At 64.1% G+C, this 17,118-nt stretch carries 15 protein-coding genes and 1 pseudogene; 8 read left to right on the plus strand and 8 right to left on the minus strand.

Features of this window, described 5'->3' with window-relative positions; translation table 11 throughout:
• Window positions 1-42 precede the first annotated feature (42 nt).
• Window positions 43-318, plus strand: coding sequence for a DUF4242 domain-containing protein (locus tag EZ242_RS02105; RefSeq protein ID WP_135283446.1), 276 nt, complete (start codon window positions 43-45; stop codon window positions 316-318).
• A 150-nt stretch (window positions 319-468) separates the two neighbouring features.
• On the opposite strand, the gene EZ242_RS02110 is transcribed toward EZ242_RS02105, so the two are convergent.
• Window positions 469-999, minus strand: a complete 531-nt coding sequence (locus EZ242_RS02110; protein ID WP_135283447.1) for a hypothetical protein — start codon at window positions 997-999, stop codon at window positions 469-471.
• A gap of 86 nt (window positions 1,000-1,085) precedes the next feature.
• Between EZ242_RS02110 and EZ242_RS02115 the strand changes: the two genes are divergently transcribed.
• The gene (locus EZ242_RS02115) at window positions 1,086-1,583 is read left to right on the plus strand and encodes a GNAT family N-acetyltransferase (protein ID WP_135283448.1); all 498 of its coding nucleotides are present in this window, start codon (window positions 1,086-1,088) and stop codon (window positions 1,581-1,583) included.
• Between the two features lie 261 nt (window positions 1,584-1,844).
• Here the strand turns inward: EZ242_RS02115 and EZ242_RS22620 are convergent.
• Window positions 1,845-2,264: pseudogene (locus EZ242_RS22620) on the minus strand (ATP-dependent DNA ligase); the annotation flags it as partial.
• Between the two features lie 312 nt (window positions 2,265-2,576).
• On the opposite strand from EZ242_RS22620, the gene EZ242_RS22625 reads away from it, so the two are divergent.
• Complete coding sequence (locus EZ242_RS22625) at window positions 2,577-2,984, plus strand: GFA family protein (RefSeq protein ID WP_135283450.1); 408 nt, start codon at window positions 2,577-2,579, stop codon at window positions 2,982-2,984.
• 406 nt (window positions 2,985-3,390) lie between these two features.
• Here the strand turns inward: EZ242_RS22625 and EZ242_RS02130 are convergent, their stop codons facing one another.
• From EZ242_RS02130 to EZ242_RS02145, 4 genes are all read right to left on the minus strand, one after another.
• Window positions 3,391-4,560, minus strand: coding sequence for a PAS domain-containing sensor histidine kinase (locus EZ242_RS02130; RefSeq protein WP_167784612.1), 1,170 nt, complete (start codon window positions 4,558-4,560; stop codon window positions 3,391-3,393).
• Window positions 4,547-5,152, minus strand: a complete 606-nt coding sequence (locus EZ242_RS02135; RefSeq protein WP_135283452.1) for an MEDS domain-containing protein — start codon at window positions 5,150-5,152, stop codon at window positions 4,547-4,549. The genes EZ242_RS02130 and EZ242_RS02135 overlap by 14 nt, the downstream gene beginning before the upstream one ends.
• Before the next feature lie 438 nt (window positions 5,153-5,590).
• The gene (locus EZ242_RS02140; protein ID WP_420821218.1) at window positions 5,591-5,731 is read right to left on the minus strand and encodes a tripartite tricarboxylate transporter substrate-binding protein; all 141 of its coding nucleotides are present in this window, start codon (window positions 5,729-5,731) and stop codon (window positions 5,591-5,593) included.
• Window positions 5,732-5,796: 65 nt separating this feature from the next.
• A complete protein-coding gene (locus EZ242_RS02145) occupies window positions 5,797-6,570 on the minus strand; it encodes a GntR family transcriptional regulator (RefSeq protein ID WP_135283453.1) in 774 nt (257 codons plus the stop codon).
• 114 nt (window positions 6,571-6,684) lie between these two features.
• On the opposite strand from EZ242_RS02145, the gene EZ242_RS02150 reads away from it, so the two are divergent.
• The 3 genes from EZ242_RS02150 to EZ242_RS02160 all read left to right on the plus strand — a co-directional run bounded on the left by EZ242_RS02150 (window position 6,685) and on the right by EZ242_RS02160 (window position 9,680).
• The gene (locus tag EZ242_RS02150; protein WP_135283454.1) at window positions 6,685-7,653 is read left to right on the plus strand and encodes a Bug family tripartite tricarboxylate transporter substrate binding protein; all 969 of its coding nucleotides are present in this window, start codon (window positions 6,685-6,687) and stop codon (window positions 7,651-7,653) included.
• A gap of 76 nt (window positions 7,654-7,729) precedes the next feature.
• Window positions 7,730-9,067: an FAD-dependent oxidoreductase gene (locus tag EZ242_RS02155; protein ID WP_240786979.1), complete on the plus strand. Its 1,338-nt coding sequence runs from the start codon at window positions 7,730-7,732 to the stop codon at window positions 9,065-9,067.
• A 16-nt stretch (window positions 9,068-9,083) separates the two neighbouring features.
• Window positions 9,084-9,680, plus strand: a complete 597-nt coding sequence (locus EZ242_RS02160) for a 2-hydroxychromene-2-carboxylate isomerase (RefSeq protein WP_135283456.1) — start codon at window positions 9,084-9,086, stop codon at window positions 9,678-9,680.
• A gap of 1,359 nt (window positions 9,681-11,039) precedes the next feature.
• Here the strand turns inward: EZ242_RS02160 and EZ242_RS02165 are convergent.
• Both EZ242_RS02165 and EZ242_RS02170 read right to left on the minus strand, forming a co-directional pair.
• The gene (locus EZ242_RS02165) at window positions 11,040-12,788 is read right to left on the minus strand and encodes a UvrD-helicase domain-containing protein (protein ID WP_135283457.1); all 1,749 of its coding nucleotides are present in this window, start codon (window positions 12,786-12,788) and stop codon (window positions 11,040-11,042) included.
• 12 nt (window positions 12,789-12,800) lie between these two features.
• Complete coding sequence (locus EZ242_RS02170; RefSeq protein WP_135283458.1) at window positions 12,801-14,636, minus strand: ATP-dependent nuclease; 1,836 nt, start codon at window positions 14,634-14,636, stop codon at window positions 12,801-12,803.
• Between the two features lie 174 nt (window positions 14,637-14,810).
• Between EZ242_RS02170 and EZ242_RS02175 the strand changes: the two genes are divergently transcribed.
• Together EZ242_RS02175 and EZ242_RS02180 are read left to right on the plus strand one after the other, a co-directional pair.
• Entirely contained in the window at window positions 14,811-16,322 is a 1,512-nt protein-coding gene (locus tag EZ242_RS02175; protein ID WP_167784614.1) for a DUF3375 domain-containing protein, read from the plus strand.
• Window positions 16,309-17,118 carry a DUF4194 domain-containing protein gene (locus EZ242_RS02180; protein WP_135283460.1) on the plus strand — a complete coding sequence of 270 codons (810 nt, stop codon included), beginning with the start codon at window positions 16,309-16,311 and terminating at the stop codon, window positions 17,116-17,118. The genes EZ242_RS02175 and EZ242_RS02180 overlap by 14 nt, the downstream gene beginning before the upstream one ends.

Here is a 17,118-nt window from a genome sequence, read left to right on the forward strand (position 1 = left end):
AACCCACGGTCATGAAGACCGTGCCACTCAAGGAGTCCAATCATGCCCCGCTATATGGTAGAGCGCAGTTTCCCCCACGGACTGTCCATCCCGCAGAACGCCGACGGCGCGAAGGCGTGCCTGGGTGTCGTGGAACGCAACGCCACCGAAGGCGTGACATGGGTCCATTCGTACGTGACGCCCGACAAGAAGCACACCTTCTGCATCTACGACGCGCCTTCACCGGAGGCAATCCGGACCGTCGCCCAGCGTAACCAGCTGCCGGTGGACACGATCACGGAAGTGTCTGTCCTGGATCCGTACTTCTATCGCGGCTGACAGTCCTAGGTGTGAGGCGCTGTCGAAATGGTGAATCGCGCGCTACGGCCGCCGCCTGGAAACACCAGGTGATCTCTGAGGCTCTGGGGACAAACGTCCACGACGCACTCGAGATCAAGGAGCAGACAGAGATCTAGTTCGCGCACGTCATCAATCGCGCGAACGGATGCCCAACCAGCGCGCCAGCCGGTCGCGCCAGATGTCGCGGCCGGCCTGACGATAGTCCCGTAGCCACCCGCGGGTCGGCGGCATGCGGCGCACGACCCACTGCGCCACGACGATGAAGGTCACCATCAAGAACAGGCTGAGCCAAAACGTGGCCCACCAACCATGGCCGGCTTGTTCCAGGCCCTCGCGTAGCGCCGACCGCAGCTCGATCACGCCAAAGAGCGGCACGGCCGCGATGCACAGGTAGCCGAGCAGGAATCTGGTGAGGCCAAGCCGGCGGCTGCGTTCGCGGGAAACAAGGGACGTGATGGCCGCCAAAACCAGCAGCACCACGGCGAACCAAGGCAGCTGTTCGCTTGCACGCTCGACGAAGGCACTTAGGAGGATTTCAGGCACGGGCGTAAGGACCAACCGAGCGGGTTGCCCGGCGACCCGGGTCGCGTAGTTGAAATAGAGCGACAGTGCGTCCTCAGGTGCTAACTTAGCCGCCAGCAGTGCTGAGCGGCCGTGCATGGTACTGAACCATCTCCCCAGGCCTCAACCGAACAGCAGACCTCTGGCGCCCTCATGACTGCCTGCCTTCGGGCCAATAATCGGACATGCACATTCGCCGGCTCGTCGCCACTGATGCTGCCGCCTTCAGAGCGCTCAGATTGCGCGCTCTGAAGGAGCACCCGGACGCGTTCACTTCGAGCTGGGAAGAGGACAGCCGCGTGCCGCTGGATGAGAGTGCACGCCGTTTGGCGTCGGCGACTGCGGCGTTCTGGGGAGCGTTCGGTATTGAGCTCGGCCTGGTCGGCATGGCGGGCCTGGAGCGCAGCGTGCGCGCCAAGGCGAGGCACAAGGGAACTGTCGTGGCCATGTACGTGGCGCCCGAGGCCGGCAGGCGTGGCATCGGCGCCATGTTGCTAGAAGCGCTGTTCGCGCATGCACGAAGCGAGGGATTGCAGGACCTCGTGCTCACGGTGACCTGCGGCAACGAGGCGGCCCTGCGTCTGTACGAACGCGCCGGGTTCCGCGCCTTCGGCAGCGAGCCGCGCGCGATTCTCGTGGACGGTCAGGCATTCACCAAGGTCCACATGCATTGCTCGCTTTAGCAGGTAGTTCCAGGGCCCCGAAGCCGCGGACGAGTGACCTCCCCCTTTTCTGAAGCATCTAGGAAAGCCGGCCAACGCGACTGGCGAAGCGTGGTATGCCGAGTTTCCTTCGGATGGGCGATGGTTGGTTCGAGTCGATAACGGACGCGAGTCTCTGCGAGGGGGCCCAGCTTCGTCCAGGCTCGCTCCGGGATCATGACCGCCAGAGTCGCCCTTCGTTCCACCCGGGACGCTTGATCTTGCGCCATCGTCGGAACGCACGCCGGGGCGGTAGCTGCTGTTCCGCCGTTCGGCAACGACACCTTCGATCTCGAGGCCCAATCCGCCTGCATTCTTGGGCAGGGTCATGGACTGGAATAGATCGGCGTCTGCGGGTAGGTCCTGGACGAAGAGCAGCGCTCGCTTAGGATCGTCAATCAATGCGATGAGCTCGCGCAGCAACTTCTTGCGCCGCGTCAGCGGCAGGTGCATCGGGGGCTTGCCGTTGCAGACCAGAAGGTCAAAGCAGCACAGGGTTACCGGTGGTGCTCCGGGCACCCGCCTCCTTCGCCGGGCGCGGCTTTGCAGCTGGTTGATATCGCTCGTGCCGTCTTCTCGGAGTACACAAGCTTCGCCATCGATGACATGCGGGCGGGCAGGAGATCCAGGTCGCGCACGATCTCGGGATAACACGAGGTGCATTCGTTTCCCGCTTTTGTCACTGGCGCACACGCGTGTCAGGGCTGCGCATCTGCTGTGCAAGCGGGTCGTGGCTGCTCGCGTCGATTCCGGCCATGCACCGGTAGCCGTCGAACTTCAGCTCGTAGATCCAGTCGGCGAGGTGAAGGGCAGGAACAGCTGCTCGCCCGCGCGCATGGGTGCCGGGATGGAAATCACCCGGGCAGCATAACGCCCAGGCTGCGGGCGGAGGGACACGCGGACCGGCGCAGATCGACAACGGCTATCGGCCAGGAGCGGGCATCAGCTTTGTGCGGGCCCCGGATAATCTGGCGAATGAATTCAGAATTTTCAGGGAAGTGCGCCTGCGGTTCGGTCCGCTACCGATGCAAAAGTGAGCCCATCGCAATGCTGAACTGCCATTGCGCTGACTGCCAGCGCTCAAGCGGTGCTCCGTTCGCGTCCGGCGTGGTCGTCATGAGCTCGGATCTCGAGGTCCAAGGCTCCCCCAAGACCTACGACGTTCGCGCAAGCAGCGGTATGACGACCCGCAGCTTTTGTGGCGACTGCGGCAGCCCTCTGTTCACCCGTAGCGAAGCGAACTCGCAGTTCACTTCGATCCGCTTTCCTTCTCTCGACGATCTGTCTACCTTCGCGCCAATGCTGGACATCTGGACATCTCGCGCACAACCCTGGGTGTGCCTGGACGAGAAACTCCCTCACTTTCCCAACTCGCCGAAGTAAGCCGCGTCAATCGATTCCCGGAGACGCAAGAAGGCCTGGTGCGCCGCCGGGAGCGGCAGCAGCGTAGCGGCGCCACAAAAAAATGTATGCGAGTCGTGCCTCGCGCTGCACACCGTCGAACCCCATCTGTCGCGGAATCGTTCGGGTTCCCCCACCTGCTTTGAGGTCCGCTGCCGACCAGGAGCGGTCATCCACCCTCAGGAAGCCTCTGTCACTAGGGGAGCCACGAGGCTAGCGTCACATCGCCACTAGGTGAACGTTTGCCGCTCGTGACCGGACCGGGAGCTCCGGAGAAGTTGTCGTACGTGAGCGCGCGGTAGAGGCCAGCTGACGCTGTCCTCTACCGCGCGCAATGTGGTCACGCACGCCTTGAACACATCGATTCAGCCGGCCAGGCCTCGGGGAGTCATCCCGGATTGGGTTTTGTCGGCAGGTGCACAGTGAATCTGGTTCCTGCCTCGCGCGCGGAGGCCACCGATACCGTTCCTCCATGTGCGGCCACGATCTCTTTGACGATGTAAAGCCCGAGTCCCACGCTGCGTTGGTGGCGCCCAACTTGGCTGCCGCGGACGAAGGGCTGGAACATGCGCTCGATCTGCTCCGCGCCGATTTCCGGGCCATGGTTGTGGACCGTGATCGCAACCTGTTCCTGCGCCTCGAGCATGGCGACGGTCACCGGCCGGTCCGCATCGCCATAGGTCACGGCGTTGGCCACCAGGTTGGCGACCACCTGGCTGATGCGATCGGGGTCCCAGTGCACCGTGCGCGCCGGAGTGCTGCGGATCACAATGTCGCGCTCGGGATGAATGGCCGACAGCTCGTCCACGATGCTGGCGAGCAGGGCGCCGGCGTCGATCTCGCGCAGTGAAACAGGGATGCCCCCGCCGAGCCGGGCTTGTGCAAGATCGAGCAGGTCGTGCACCATGCGGACTGCTTTGTCCGCTGAGGACTGGATTAGCAGAACCAGCTTGGCTACTACGGGATCGAGCGTTTCGGACCGGCGGGCGATGCCGGCGGCCCCCATGGCGATTGCCGACAGCGGTCCACGCAGATCATGGCTGGCGATGCCGAGCAGGTTTTCGCGGAAGTCGGCCGTTCGCCGCGCATCCGTCACATCACGCAAGACGGTGACGCTGGAGACGATGAGCCCTTGGTCGTCCCGCATGGCAGACGTGCGAACCCTGACCCAGCGCTCCCCCCGCGCCGCCGAGATGAACTGCAGGGTGCGCTCCGACGTGCCGGCACCCTGCAGTACGCTGGTTCCCGGCAGTTCACCCGAGTGGTCGTTGCCCTCTTCGTCCCGGATCACCAAGGTGGCTAGCAACTGGTCGCGCGGCATCCGCAACAACTGCTCCGGCGTGGCGGCGCCTAGCATCGTGGCTGCCGGCCCATTGGCATAGGCTATGCGCCCGGAGAAATCCTGCACCAGTACGCCGTCGTCGCCGACCACCACCTGCAGGATGCTGTCAACCTGTTGTCGCGTTTGGCGAAGCTGCTCGAATGCGGAAGCCGCTTTGCCGCCTTCGAACAGGGCGCGATACGGAACCGCGGCTGGTTTCTGGTCAGGTTCGTGCACTGCCAACCGCCGCGCTGTAGCGGTCTTTCCACCGAGCAAGGTAGGCTGCCTGCCCGGTGACTTGCTGCCAAGGCTGGTAGTACGGGTTGACCATAGGAATGCCCCTGACGAATACCAGCGGGTGCGTCACGAACATATCCTCGACCAGCGCGTTCACGCCGCGGGTGGCGTCGTAGGCGCAGATACAGATGAACGGGAATGAGGGAAAGATTTCTTCGTTGGCACGCGAATCGAAGGTCATGAAATCTTCGATTCCTGGCGTACCTGAAAGCACGTAACTGAGGTCCACCGAGAATCGCACGCGCGGCGCGCCTGCATTGCAGGCCGACTGGATCATGTCCTTGAGCCCGGTCGTTGCTTCTTCAAGGTCGAAGCGACCTGCCGGCGCAAAGGCATGTGCCGCGGTCAGCAGCATCAGCTTGCCGTTGGCGATCTCGGCGGCCACGTCCAAGCCCAGCGCTTCCAGGCCTTCGACGACCGGCTCGGCGGGTTCTTCGTGGAAGACATGTACGACTAGGTCCCCGGCCTGCAAACCTTCTGCGATGAAGGGCACGATGGCCTGCAGGAACTCCTCCCTACTCCAGTACACCAGTGCGGCATGATCGTGGGCTTGTAGATGCCGCTCGGCACCGGCATGCTCCGCCGCCTTGGAAAGGCCCTTCCATTCGGCACTGTCGGCTTGCCTCCTAAATGCGCTCCTTGGTTTGCAGCCCTACTGTAAAGCCAGCAGCTGCAAAAACAGCTTATCCATGATAGGTGCTAGTTGCCAGGAGAACCAGGCCAAGCCGCCGCACTGTGAGGTGCCGGTTCCAGGTGGTGCCCCACGCTGCCGCCAAGCGACATATGCGTAGCTCCCGATGGCTGCTTCCGGCAGAAGCGGCCGATCCGCCTCAAGCCCCCCTGGGTATGGGGTTGCTTGCCGCCCGGATGGACAGTTAGCTGTCGCCGCCAACTTGCCACGTTGAGCTGGTGAGCAGTTCCGAATCCGAACACCTCGAATTTGTTCAACGTACCAATTTCCAAAGGCTGCTCATGTTCGTAGCCGTCGGCCGTCGGCCGGCGACTTTGCCACCTGTGCCATGCCGGTGCCGCCGTCCGCGCCGCCCTTGTTCTCGATGAACACCGGCTGGCCCAGTTCGCGCGGCATGGTCACGGCCACCGGGCGGGCCACGGTGCGGACAGGGCGCGAAGCGATGGGGGGTCGCCCCAGGCCGGCCTGCGCCAGATCCCGGTCGCCTACTGCGACGACACGTCCAGCCGCCGGTCATTCGGCGGAATGAACGACTCCAGGAAGTACAGCGGCTCGCGCCCGGCCATGGCCGCACTCTCGAGCAGCATGCCGCGCGTGCCGGGCTTCACGTCGGCCGCGAGCGCGGCCTGTTCGGGGAACTTGACGAAGGACAGGCGCTGTCGGATGGCGGTCACGGGCATGTTGATCTCGCTGCCCAGGAGCTGCTTGAGGTTCGCGCCATCGAGCTTGGACAGCGGCGCCGCCGCGATGATGGGGAAGGTCGATGCGTTGAAGTAGAACCGGTTGAACAGCGTGAACTCATGGAAGACGCTGATGCGTCGCGAGATGCGCACCACGTCGGCGCCGGTCTGCCGCAGCCACTCCGACCACGGACCGCGCTCGGCGGTGCGTTCACGCGCGAGCACCTTCGGGTACAGCGGCAGGAAGGTCGGCTCGCCCTCGCGTCCCAAAAAACGCAGGTGCAGTGGCGCGTCGATGGCGCTGCGGCCTTCGGCCACGTAGGTGCCGCTGCCCTGCGTGCGCACCACCATCCCTTCGTCCGAGAGTTCCCGCAGCGCCCGCTGCACCGTGCCCAGGCTGAAGCCGGTGAGGCGAGTCAGTTCGCGCTCGGTCGGCAGCTGGCTGCCGGGCTTCCAGTGCCCGCCCCGGATGGCGGCGCAGAGCGTCTCGCGAAGCTGCGCGTACTTGGACACCCCGGGCATGCTCGGTCGCGCATACCGGTCGAGCATCTCGGAAGGGTCGGGCGTGGATGGGTTCATGGCGAGCTTGCGCGCATGGTACAGGGCTGCGCTTGACAGGTGCTATATAGCAATGCAGTATTGCAGCAATTCTTCCCGCCCGCCCACGGGCCGTTCCGCCACTAGGAGACAAGCATGACCTTCCGGCCTCTGATCGCCACCCTTGCCGCCGCCGCCGTGTTCGCGTCGTCCCAAGCCGCCGCCCAGGAGTGGCCCACCAAGCCGGTGAAGATCCTCTTCGGCTTCCCCGCCGCGAGCGCCACGGACGTGATCGCACGCGCTGTGGGCCAGAAACTCTCGGAGAAGTGGGGTCAGCCTGTGGTCATCGAGAACCGCCCGGGCGCAGGCGGCAACCTCGGCTCGGAACTCGCGGCGCGGGCGCCGGCCGACGGCTACACCATCTTCTTCGGGACCGTGGCTAACGCCATCAGCACCACTCTCTACAGCAAGCTGAATTACGACTACCTCAAGGACTTCACGCCCATCACACTGGTGGCGACCACGCCGCTGGTGCTGGTGGCCAGCCCCTCGGTGCCGGTCAAGGACGTGAAGGAACTGGTCACCTACGCCAAGGCCAATCCCGGAAAGCTGAACTTCGGCTCCGGCGGCGTGGGCACCTCCAACCACCTGGCCGGCGAGATGTTCAAGAGCGCCACCGGCAGCGATCTGGTCCACGTGCCGTACAAGGGTACGCCGGCGGCCTACAACGACATGTTCGGCGGGCAGGTCGCACTGATGTTCGACAACATCGTCGCGGTCACCAACCACGTCAAGAACGGCAAGCTCAAGCCGATCGCTGTCACGAGCGCACAGCGCGCCTCGACCCTACCCGAGGTGCCCACGATGGCCGAACAAGGCTTGCCCGGCTTCGAGGCGGTGTCCTGGATCGGCGCGCTGGTGCCGACCGGAACGCCCGACGCCATCGTGCAGAAGATCCACACGGACCTGGTGGCCGTTCTGCGTATGCCGGAAGTGAAGGAAAAGCTCGCGGCGTCCGGCGCGGTGGTCGTCGGCAATAGCCGCGAAGAATTCGCCGCCTGGAACCGCAACGAGATCGCCAAGTGGGCGAAGGCGGTCAAGGACTCGAACGCGAAGATCGACTGATGGCGCTGAGCCGAAACAAGGAAACCGAATGAGCAGGACGCATATCGAGGAGCCGGCGCGCTCCATTCCCGTGCTGATGGAGGCCGAGGTGGTTGTCGTCGGCGGCGGAACGACTGGCCCGATCGCGGCCATTGCTGCGGCTCGGCGCGGACGCAAGGTGGTGCTGATCGAGCGCTTCGGCTCGCTCGGCGGCATCCTCACACTCGGACTGAACACCAAGCCCTCCGGCGCGCTGCTGGGCGGCCTGCCCCTGGAGCTGTGGAACCTCGCGCGCTCGGTCGGCGCCGCCGGTGACGACTATATGGCAACCACTAAGACTGGCGGCGTGCGCATCGCCTCTCCGGTGGACCCAGAGATGATGAAGATGCTGCTCACCAGGCTGTGCGTCGAGGCGGGCGTGCAGATACTCTTCGAGACCTTCGTGTCGGCACCGGTGGTCGAGGACGGCACCGTCACCGGCGTGGTCATCGAGAGCAAGGGCGGGCGGCAGTTCGTAGGCACGAAGGTGCTGATCGACTGCTCCGCCGATGCGGACATGGCCGCCAAGGCGAACGCGCCCTTCGTGATGGGCTCCGGCGAAGCCGAGGCCCGGATGCAGCCGGTGTCGATGTACTTCATCATGAAGAACGTCGACCTCGTGCGGCTGGCCGACTGGGCCCGCAGCTGCGACGACGTGCCTGCGCGCGCGATACCGCAGGACGAGGAGGGTTTGGCCTACGGCCTCTGGCTCACCGGCTTCAACGGCATGCTGCGCCGCTTTCAGGAGGAGACCGGCGTGCGCCTGCAGCGCGACAACATTACGCTCAAGACTGCCGACGGGCAGATGTACGTGAATGCCACCCGCGTGCTGGGTGTGGACGTCTTCTCGCCGGCGGCGTTCACGGCGGCCATTCTGGAGTGCTACCGCCAGATCGACGGCGTCTGCCGCTTCCTCAGGGAGCGCGTGCCCGGCTTCGAGCAGGCGCGCCTGGGCCAGGTGTCTCCGATCCTCGGCGTTCGCGAGACCCGGCACATCTTGGGCGAGTACACCCTCACCGGACGCGATTCGCGAGGCGAGACCACGTTCGAGGACACGATCGCCGCCGACTCTTCGGCCCTCGACATCCACGACCCCAAGGGCGGCGACGTCGATTTCCAGAGCATGCCGCCCTACGAGATTCCCTACCGCTGCTTGTTGCCCCGCGACGTGGAGCAGCTTCTCGTCGCGGGGCGCTGCATCTCCGCCGACCACGAGGCGCACGCACGCTCGCGCAACATGCCAGCCTGCATGGCCACGGGTCAGGCCGCCGGGATCGCCGCCGCCATCGCGGTGGAGGAGGGCGTGCCCGTGCGCCGGGTGCCGGTGGGCCGCGTGCAGCGGGTCCTGCGGGAAATGGGCATGCCGCTGCGCGCGTCCGAGATCACCAGTCGCTGACGAGAAGGACGCCGCCTTGCCACGCAGCCTCCAGTACTGGATCAGCACCGCCAGCCCGTGGACCTGGCTGGGCAGCGCTCGCTTCGCGGAGCTGGTCCGGCAGACGGCGGTTGCCGTCGACGTGCTGCCCATGGACCTGAGCACGGTGTTCTCCGCCACGGGCGGCACGCCGTTCCCGCAGCGCTCGAGGGCCCGCCAGACTTACCGGCAGCTCGAACTCGCGCGCTGGTCGCGCCGCTTGGGCGTGCCCATCACCCTGGAGCCGCGCCACTACCCGGTGGACCGGGGGCCCTCTAGCCGACTGCTGATCGCCGCCGCGGCGGCAGGCCACGATGCGCTCTCGCTCTCGCATTACTTGCTGCGCGCCATCTGGCTGGACGACCAGAACATCGCCGACTGGGCCACGCTGGCCCAGCTCGCGGACCAGGCCGGCCTCGACGGCACATCGCTCGTGCGCCGCGCGCAGGCACCGGAAGTCCAGGCGCAGTTCTTGGACAACACCGCGCGAGCCATCGACGCGCAGGTGTTCGGCTCGCCCACGTTCATCGTCGACGGCGAACGCTTCTGGGGTCAGGATCGGCTCGACTTCCTGGCTGAGCGCCTCGCGGCGTGATCCACGCCTGACCGGCACCTTTCGGGCGGCGCGGCCAGAAAGGCGAATGTCGAGGACATTCGGGGTGATCTTGTTGTCAGGCTGAACGATGGCGCGCCGCTCGGTACCGAGCAGCTCGCGAAGGACTCGAAAGCTCGGCGCATACGCGAACTTCCATGTCTGCGCGGAAAAGCGGGTCGCGCCGTTCTTGCGCCAGTCCTGAATGGCATCGAGCAGCCAAACGAGCTTTTCGGCCCCGAGACGTGCTCGGGCTCCGCAAGCGGTTTTGGAAATCGGGGGTTCGCGGGCAGGAGCGGTGCCTGTGTCTGCACGGTCTGCACTCGGCGAGTGCTCGCCATCGATAGCTGCTGTTCGGGGCAACGCTGTGGCATCCGGCTCTGCGCGGACGGCATGGCGCGAGTCGGTGCTTGTGCCGGCCGCGCCCGGCGGGAACGGCGCGAATGCCGCAGCATTGGCAGCGGGCGCGGGCTGCGCCGGCTGCTGCGCAAACAGCGGCAGCACGCGAGCCGTGAGCCCCAGGGTCTCGGCGTTGGCACCCGGGAAGATTTCCGTGTGCACCCTGCCGTTGACGTATTCGAGGCGGAAACCCTGCCGATCGGCAGGCAGGGCCGCGAGCGGGGAAGCAAGCGGGGAAGCAGGGGAGGGCACCAGCATGTCGGACGCAATCGGGTTCAAGCTGGTCGCCAATTCTGCGCACATGTCGCGCGCCTTCCGCAAGGCGGGCCCTTTAAGGTGGTTTTTGTTGAGCGACGCAGCTCCCCGGGAAGGCCAGGGTGGATGGCTCGCACGCGTTCGGGGACCCCAGGCGCAGGTAGTACACGCCATTGGCGGCGCGCACCAGGTGCGAGGCATCCGGGCGCAGTTGCCACTGGGTTCCATTGGCGTTTCGCGAAACGCCCGGTCCTTGGCTCGTCGCCGCGGCGCCGCCGACTCGAAGGAGAACGTCAGGTGCCGGCTCGCCGGGACCAGCGCCAGCGGTGCTATGGCCGGTCGAGGCGTCATGCAAGTGCTGCTGCAGGGGCGTCTGTGCGTTCTTGGATGCGTACGTCCAGGCCGGGGGCGGAGTTGGATGCATGTTGGACGGCAAGTTGGATGAAAACTTCGATACGGATCGAAGTGCTTGCCGCCCAAAAGAAAAAGGCCTTGTAGAACAAGGCCTTAGGAAGATTGTGGTGGAGAGGAGGAGGATCGCTCCGACTCAGCCACAAATGTATCCACGGGCCTTGTCTGACAAGGACTTAGCTTCGATCAGCCAGCCCTTCGACGTCGGCGGGGACAACGACTTGGAGTGTATCACAGCGCCACGTCCAACTCTAGGGTGGCTCAGCAGTGCTGCATGCAACGGAGCGCTCTACCGCCCTACAAGTTGTGCCCGGCAAAGATCGGGCAGCGCGGAAAAAAGTGCTCCAGGATCAAGGTGTGCACCCTCGACCTGGTGACCGCAACCCGCAGGATTTTCCGGCTGCGTCGATACGGCGGCGTATCGTCCCACCAGACGAACGAGGAGACTTGACGCTGCCCGTCGTGCCGCCCCTCCCGGATGACGATCACACCGTCGAACTGCTTGCCCTTCGACTTGTGGATGGTCATCACCTGCAGGCCCGGGGGATCATCGACACCGCCGAGTATCTGGTCCTGGGCGAGGGCGAGGTCGAGCGCGTCGCGTGCGCGCGTATATCGGCCATCACGCGTCCAAATTGCACCGAGCCCGGCGCTGATCCGTCGGCCCCGGTTGAAGGCCACGAGGTAGTCTAGGTTTTTGGCTGCGGTGAGCAGTTCGGGGTCCCCAGAGTCGCGCAGCAGGCGCTTAATGGACGACCAGTCCCTAGCCGGGTCGCCTGTGAAGGCTGCACTACGAACTGAGTCGATCACCCCGGCCACCGCTTGAACGAACTGAGCACGTGGCTCGCGACCCTGGCGAACCCGCGCAGCCCACCCCCGCCACTGGGTGGCAGCGGCAAGGCCCGCCGCCGCTTTGGAGGTCGCGAGTAGCTCAAGTGCAAGCGCGAGGTCTTCCCTGCGGGTTGCTTCGGCCTTCGGCTCCAAGAGGAATGCGGCAAATCGTGCCGTCAACATGGCCTCCGCTTCGTCGAAAGCGAGCTTGTGTCGCACGGGTTTGGGCTCGCTGTTCAGCGCCGCAGAGATTCTCGCCGCCGAGGCTCCCGAATGCGTCAAGATCGCAACGTTGCGGCCATAGCGGCCGGTCGCGGCCTTGATCGCACGCTGGAGCATCCCAAGCGCCATTCGCAACGCGGCCTTCTGCGGTCTACGCCGTGGGTCGTACCCGAAACACGAGACGCCAACGTACGGCGTACCTCTGGCGCGCCCTGCAAGGATGTCTTGGCCGAACAGCGCGATTTCAGTACCGACGCTGCGGTGGTTCTGACGCCCGAGGTCGATCTCCAACGGGACCAAGGCCTGCCTGATGGCGTCCACGCGCTCAGGCCCGATTCCAGGGAGGTAGTCGAAGATCTGTTGCTCCAGGTCGGCCAGGCAGACGATCTGAGCAGTCTCGGCCAGCAGCTCGATGCACCGCCACGCGTGGGCATCGGTGTCCTGCGCTTCGTCAACGATGATCAGCGGGTGTCGCTGGGTAATGAGGCGGCGGACATGTTGGCTGCGCGCTAGCAGCACTTCCGCGTTTCTGGCAAAGAGGTCAAACGCGATCCGGCCGTCTCGCCTGAACATCTCCTCGCGCCTCTCTAACCAGGCACGCCATTCCGGATTTTGGGGATTCCTGTCCCGCGACCGGATAGACCCGTACTCGACCTGTTCGTCTTGTGGCAGAAGGATTCTCAGTTTCCTTGGGACTCCCAGCAGGTAGGCATGAGTGGAAAGCAGCGCCCAGAAGAAAGAGTGGAACGTCTGCATGCTCAGTTGACTGCGCTGCGCCTTGGGTACTTCCTGCTTCATGGCCTCGCCCAGCCTTGCTACAGCTGCCCGAGAGAAGCTGAGGAACAGCACTGACTGCCCTGGAGCGAGGCCGGAGTTGATCCTGACCACCGCCTTCTTCAGCGCGATGGTGGTCTTGCCGCTTCCAGGTCCGCCTAGTACGAGCGCATGTCCATCGCAATCGAGCAGGCTCTGACGCAGCTCGCAGATTTGCACGGCGAGCTTCCGTCAGGCAGGCGCGACTTCAGCGCCAGGTTCCGCTGGCACCTGCGGCGCAGCGGCATCAGCTTCCGCGTCCAGCGCCACTTCAGCAGGCTTGGGGAAGCTGGCGTAGACCTGTCCGAGGAAGGCTGTCACCGTCGCAGGCAACTCGTGGAGCTCGCATCCATCAAGCAGTCTCGCCGCCCATCCCGCGCCTTTGTTCCCCTTCAGCGCGCTCATTACCAAGCCGCGCACCGCATCGTCGGCGGGGCGCGCAGCAGGTATAACGAAGTTTCCGCAGTCTCCGGTCTCGCGTAGATCGTCAAGGAACGCCCACAGCCGATCGATGGGCACCTCCGCGGAAACGAGCGCTTCAAACCCCGCGTACGCGTGCTCACAGTCGATGTCGTAGGCATTAGACAGCTCCTGCTTCTTCTGGGGCGTGCGGTGAGCGAGGTCATAAAAACCGAAGGTCTTTAACCCCAGACTCTTGAAGAAGTTGCCGAACTTTGGCATCTGACCCTCTGTTTCGGCGTCAAAGAAGGCGACGCCAGCGATGTCGAGCGGATGCAGGTCTTCGTTGGCCTCCTCCATCTTCCTGGCAACCACTGGAAGCGCGTGAAACTCTGTCAGTCCTTCGACAACGATTGCACCCTTGCCAAGCATGCACTCCGTTAAGCCTCGTCGGGCATACCTGCGGAAGTCGTTGCCCTTCAACCCAGAGGACTCGGAGACCCTCTGACCTACAACGCTGGAATCCGGACCGCGCGAGAGCAGCAGGGTCTGCTCGGGCTCGAAGCGCTCGATGACGAAGGGCGAGTGGGATGTGGCGAATGCCTGTGTTGTCTTGCCCAGGAGGTAGTCGGCAATACGGCGCTGGGTATGCGGAGGCAATGCAATCTCGGGCTCTTCCATCGCGAAGATTACCGACGACGGCTTCAATTCAGCGATGAACGAAAGCAGTGCAAGGACCAGCACGTTCAGCGTGCCGGTGCCGACCTGCTGAAAGGGCACGGGCTGTTGGTCCTGCGACACGGCCAGAAAGAAGCTGACGGTTTTGCGCAGGTGCTCTCGGGTCAGCTGCGAAACATGAAGCTTGGTGGTCCGACCCGCAACGTTTGTGGCGATGTACTTGCCCAGGCGTGCTTCGATCGAATGTAGGACAGGCTGCAGGTTGGCGGCGTCTTGCTCGATGTCTAGAGCACGAAGGCGCTCGATCGTCTTCTCCCATAAACCAGCCCGAGTGCCTCTGAGTCTGAGAATCAAGTCCAGCAGAGAGCCGCGCTCCAAACTGAGCGCACGTGAGCCGGTACGAACCGCGCGGAGGTAGAGGAACCCAAAGAGGCGCTTGACTTCGCGACGAACTCGATCCAGTTCATCCGGCTCGGCGTTCGGGCTATGCGTGAAGTACGTTTGCGCCTCAAACTCGTCCTCTTCAGGGTTGTACCGGGCTTGAGTCTCCAAGCGAAGGCAGCTGACTACCAACGGCGCGTTGGCTTCGGCGACTTCCCCGGCGCCCAGGATGCGGCGTTCGGCGGTGTGCCAAAACTCGAGGTGCTGGCCGCATCGGTTTTCGATTTCGGCGTTGATGTCGATTAGGACGACCGCTATCCGAATGGGGATTGGTGTTGGCTCGGCGCCCTCGGCAACAGGTGTTTGAAGGTAGTTCGCGTTATGAAAATCGAACTCCTCGACTGGTGGGAACCGGGAGATTCGATCTGGGCCGAGTACGAGGTCTAAAGCCTCGCAAATCGTGCTCTTGCCGACGTTGTTCGGGCCCACCAGAAGTGTGTGGCCGTCAAACTGGAGATCCGCAGACTTGATACCCCGAAAGTTCCTGACGGAAAGTTGTACGACCTTCACCTTGCCTACCTCCTCCGAGACATTGTCAAGCAAGTTGATCGTTTGCCATACCCTCCCACGGGAAGAACACTAGAGAGCAGACCTGTGCTAGGCCCGTGAGCTGCGTTAGAGTTGAACCTACACGACCAAGGTGGAGGGAACAATGGGCAGGTTGGTGTTTCGCGACATTCTCTGGTGCCCGGCATCTCGTCGTCCCCTGTGAGCGAAACCTCCACCATCGCGCGCTATCAGGATCTGAAGCGCCTCCGCGAGGGCGCCGCCTGGAAGCTGCTAGGCGCTGACACTGCGCCACTGATATGCGTTTGTTTGACGGCGCTGTTTCCTGGCGGCGGCAGCCGGCAGATCAACGCGTCAGCACTTCATGCAAAGCTTGATGGGATGCTGGAATCACTGCGTTCGGCGGGAGTCGAGCCATCGCAGCCGGCGCAGGGCTATGCGACCGACTGGGTAACCAACGGCTGGCTGCGACGCGATTACCCGCAGGGCGCCCAGGAAGAACACTACAGCCTCACCGTGGCAGCGGGCAGTGCGATGCGCATCATTGATGCCTGGCGGCCCACCACCTTCGACAGCACTGGCGGTGTTCGTCTAGAGAGCCGGCTCGCCTCGGTGCGTGCGTTGATGCGCGAACTGGACGAACTCACCGACGACAACCCGCAGGCCCGGTTGGCTGCTCTCCACGCGGAGAAGGCAGCGATCGAGTACCGTATCGCGGAGGCCGAGGCAGGCCGCATGTTGTCGATCGACGAGGACCGCGCTGCGGAGCGCGCGCGGGAAATCATCGCTCAGGCCGAACAGCTCCTTGGCGATTTCGACCGCGTCCGGGATCAGTTCGAGGTCATCCATCTGGATCTGCGCAAGCGGCTGCTGCAGCACGAGGGCTCTCGCCGTGAACTGGTGGAGCGACTGCTTGACGGCATTGATGTCCTGCGTGAGACCGATGCTGGTCGCGCGTTCCAAGCGTTCTGGACACTCTTGATGAATGCGTCCGAGGCTAGTTTGTTCGAAGAAACGGCGCACGTCCTGGCGAATCGACCTTTTGCAGCAAGGCTTTCCTTCGACGAGCGCTTGTCGCTGGAGACGTTGAAGGCGCGGCTGCTGGATCAAGCAAGCGACGTTCACGAAGTGCGTGGACGCTTCGTCGCCGGGCTTCACGCCTACGTGCGCAGTCGCGAGTATGCGCAGCAACGCCGGATCATGCAGTTGGTGAGCCAGGCGCACCGGGCTGCTACTGCTTTGGTTGGCACGCTTCGACCCAACGAGGAAATCGGCCTGAGCTTCGACCGGACCAGCGCTGGCGTCCGTTCGCTTTCACAGTGGAATCTGCACGATCCAGCCGCTGCTGCAACTGCCAGTCGAATCGAAGACCATGTGCCGGAGCTCGCCTCCCCGGAGGAGCTGCGCCGCATGGTGCTGCGTGCCGAAGTCGATATGCGCAGCATCAAGGCCAACATTCGCGAATATCTAGGGGCGGTCGGCCGCGCGAGCGCGGGTGCACTGCTACAGGCCTATCCGGCATCGCAAGGACTAGGTACGGTGCTGGGTTACCTGCAACTCACCCTTCGCCACGGGCAGGACGACCATGATTCGGAATTGCTGGAGTGGATCGGAATGGATGGCGTGCCGCGCGCAGCGTGGGCGCCGCGCTACACCCTGACGCTGGAGTGCCTCGATGCAATCAAGTGACGAAGACCAGATTCCAGCCTTTCTCCGTAAGCAGCCCCCTGCAGCAACGCCGCCGACAATCGACGCGGAAGCCGAGCCAGGCGACGATGATGGAGAGAGCGAAGAGTCTGGCGAGCGCGCCGATCTGGTGTTGGACGCGGATCTTCCCAGCGCGGCCGCTTGGGCGGGTGGGGTGGCGCCGACCTCTGACCGACTGCTGTTCCCAGGGGATCGAGGAGAGCTGCGCGGCGAAACGCGACGGGCTCTTGTGGCCTTGTTGGCAGGGCCCAGCGTTGATGGAGAGCGACAACCTAAGCTATGGCTGGTGCTCAAACGTGATGAGGAGGTGCTCCGGTCTCGCTTAAGCGACCTCTTTCTGGACCTGACGGTGGACGATGGCAATCGCGTCGCATTCGTCCGTCAGGTTCCGCAGCATGGAGAGGCCGATATTCCAATCTTGCTGCGCCGCCAGCCGCTCACTTTCCTGCAGTCAGCCGGGCTGTTGATCCTGCGGGCCGCACTGACGAATGCGGCGAGCACCGGACAACGGGCGGTTATAGGCGGTGCCGAGTTCATCGCGGACCTTGGTGCTTACCAGGATCCTGCCAGCAGCGACAAGGCACGCTTCAGCAAGCAATGTGCCGCCGTAGTCGAAACGCTCAAGAAGGTCAGCATCCTGCGGCCAATCCCTGGCAGCACGGACCGCTACGAGGTGTCGCCGACTCTGGCATTGCTGTTGCCTGCGGAGCAACTGGAGGCCCTTCGGGCTACGTATGAGCGGCTGCGAGCCGAACGCGTTTCGGCGGAGGCGCGATGA

Origin of the sequence: Ramlibacter rhizophilus (genome assembly GCF_004681965.1) — a bacterium.
Lineage (GTDB): Bacteria > Pseudomonadota > Gammaproteobacteria > Burkholderiales > Burkholderiaceae_C > Ramlibacter > Ramlibacter rhizophilus.

Coding starts and splice junctions, on each gene's coding strand:
- EZ242_RS02105 (WP_135283446.1), top strand. CDS start 43: ATGCCCCGCTATATGGTAGAGCGCAGTTTCCCCCACGGACTGTCCATC.
- EZ242_RS02110 (WP_135283447.1), bottom strand. CDS start 999: ATGCACGGCCGCTCAGCACTGCTGGCGGCTAAGTTAGCACCTGAGGAC.
- EZ242_RS02115 (WP_135283448.1), top strand. CDS start 1,086: ATGCACATTCGCCGGCTCGTCGCCACTGATGCTGCCGCCTTCAGAGCG.
- EZ242_RS22625 (WP_135283450.1), top strand. CDS start 2,577: ATGAATTCAGAATTTTCAGGGAAGTGCGCCTGCGGTTCGGTCCGCTAC.
- EZ242_RS02145 (WP_135283453.1), bottom strand. CDS start 6,570: ATGAACCCATCCACGCCCGACCCTTCCGAGATGCTCGACCGGTATGCG.
- EZ242_RS02150 (WP_135283454.1), top strand. CDS start 6,685: ATGACCTTCCGGCCTCTGATCGCCACCCTTGCCGCCGCCGCCGTGTTC.
- EZ242_RS02155 (WP_240786979.1), top strand. CDS start 7,730: ATGGAGGCCGAGGTGGTTGTCGTCGGCGGCGGAACGACTGGCCCGATC.
- EZ242_RS02180 (WP_135283460.1), top strand. CDS start 16,309: ATGCAATCAAGTGACGAAGACCAGATTCCAGCCTTTCTCCGTAAGCAG.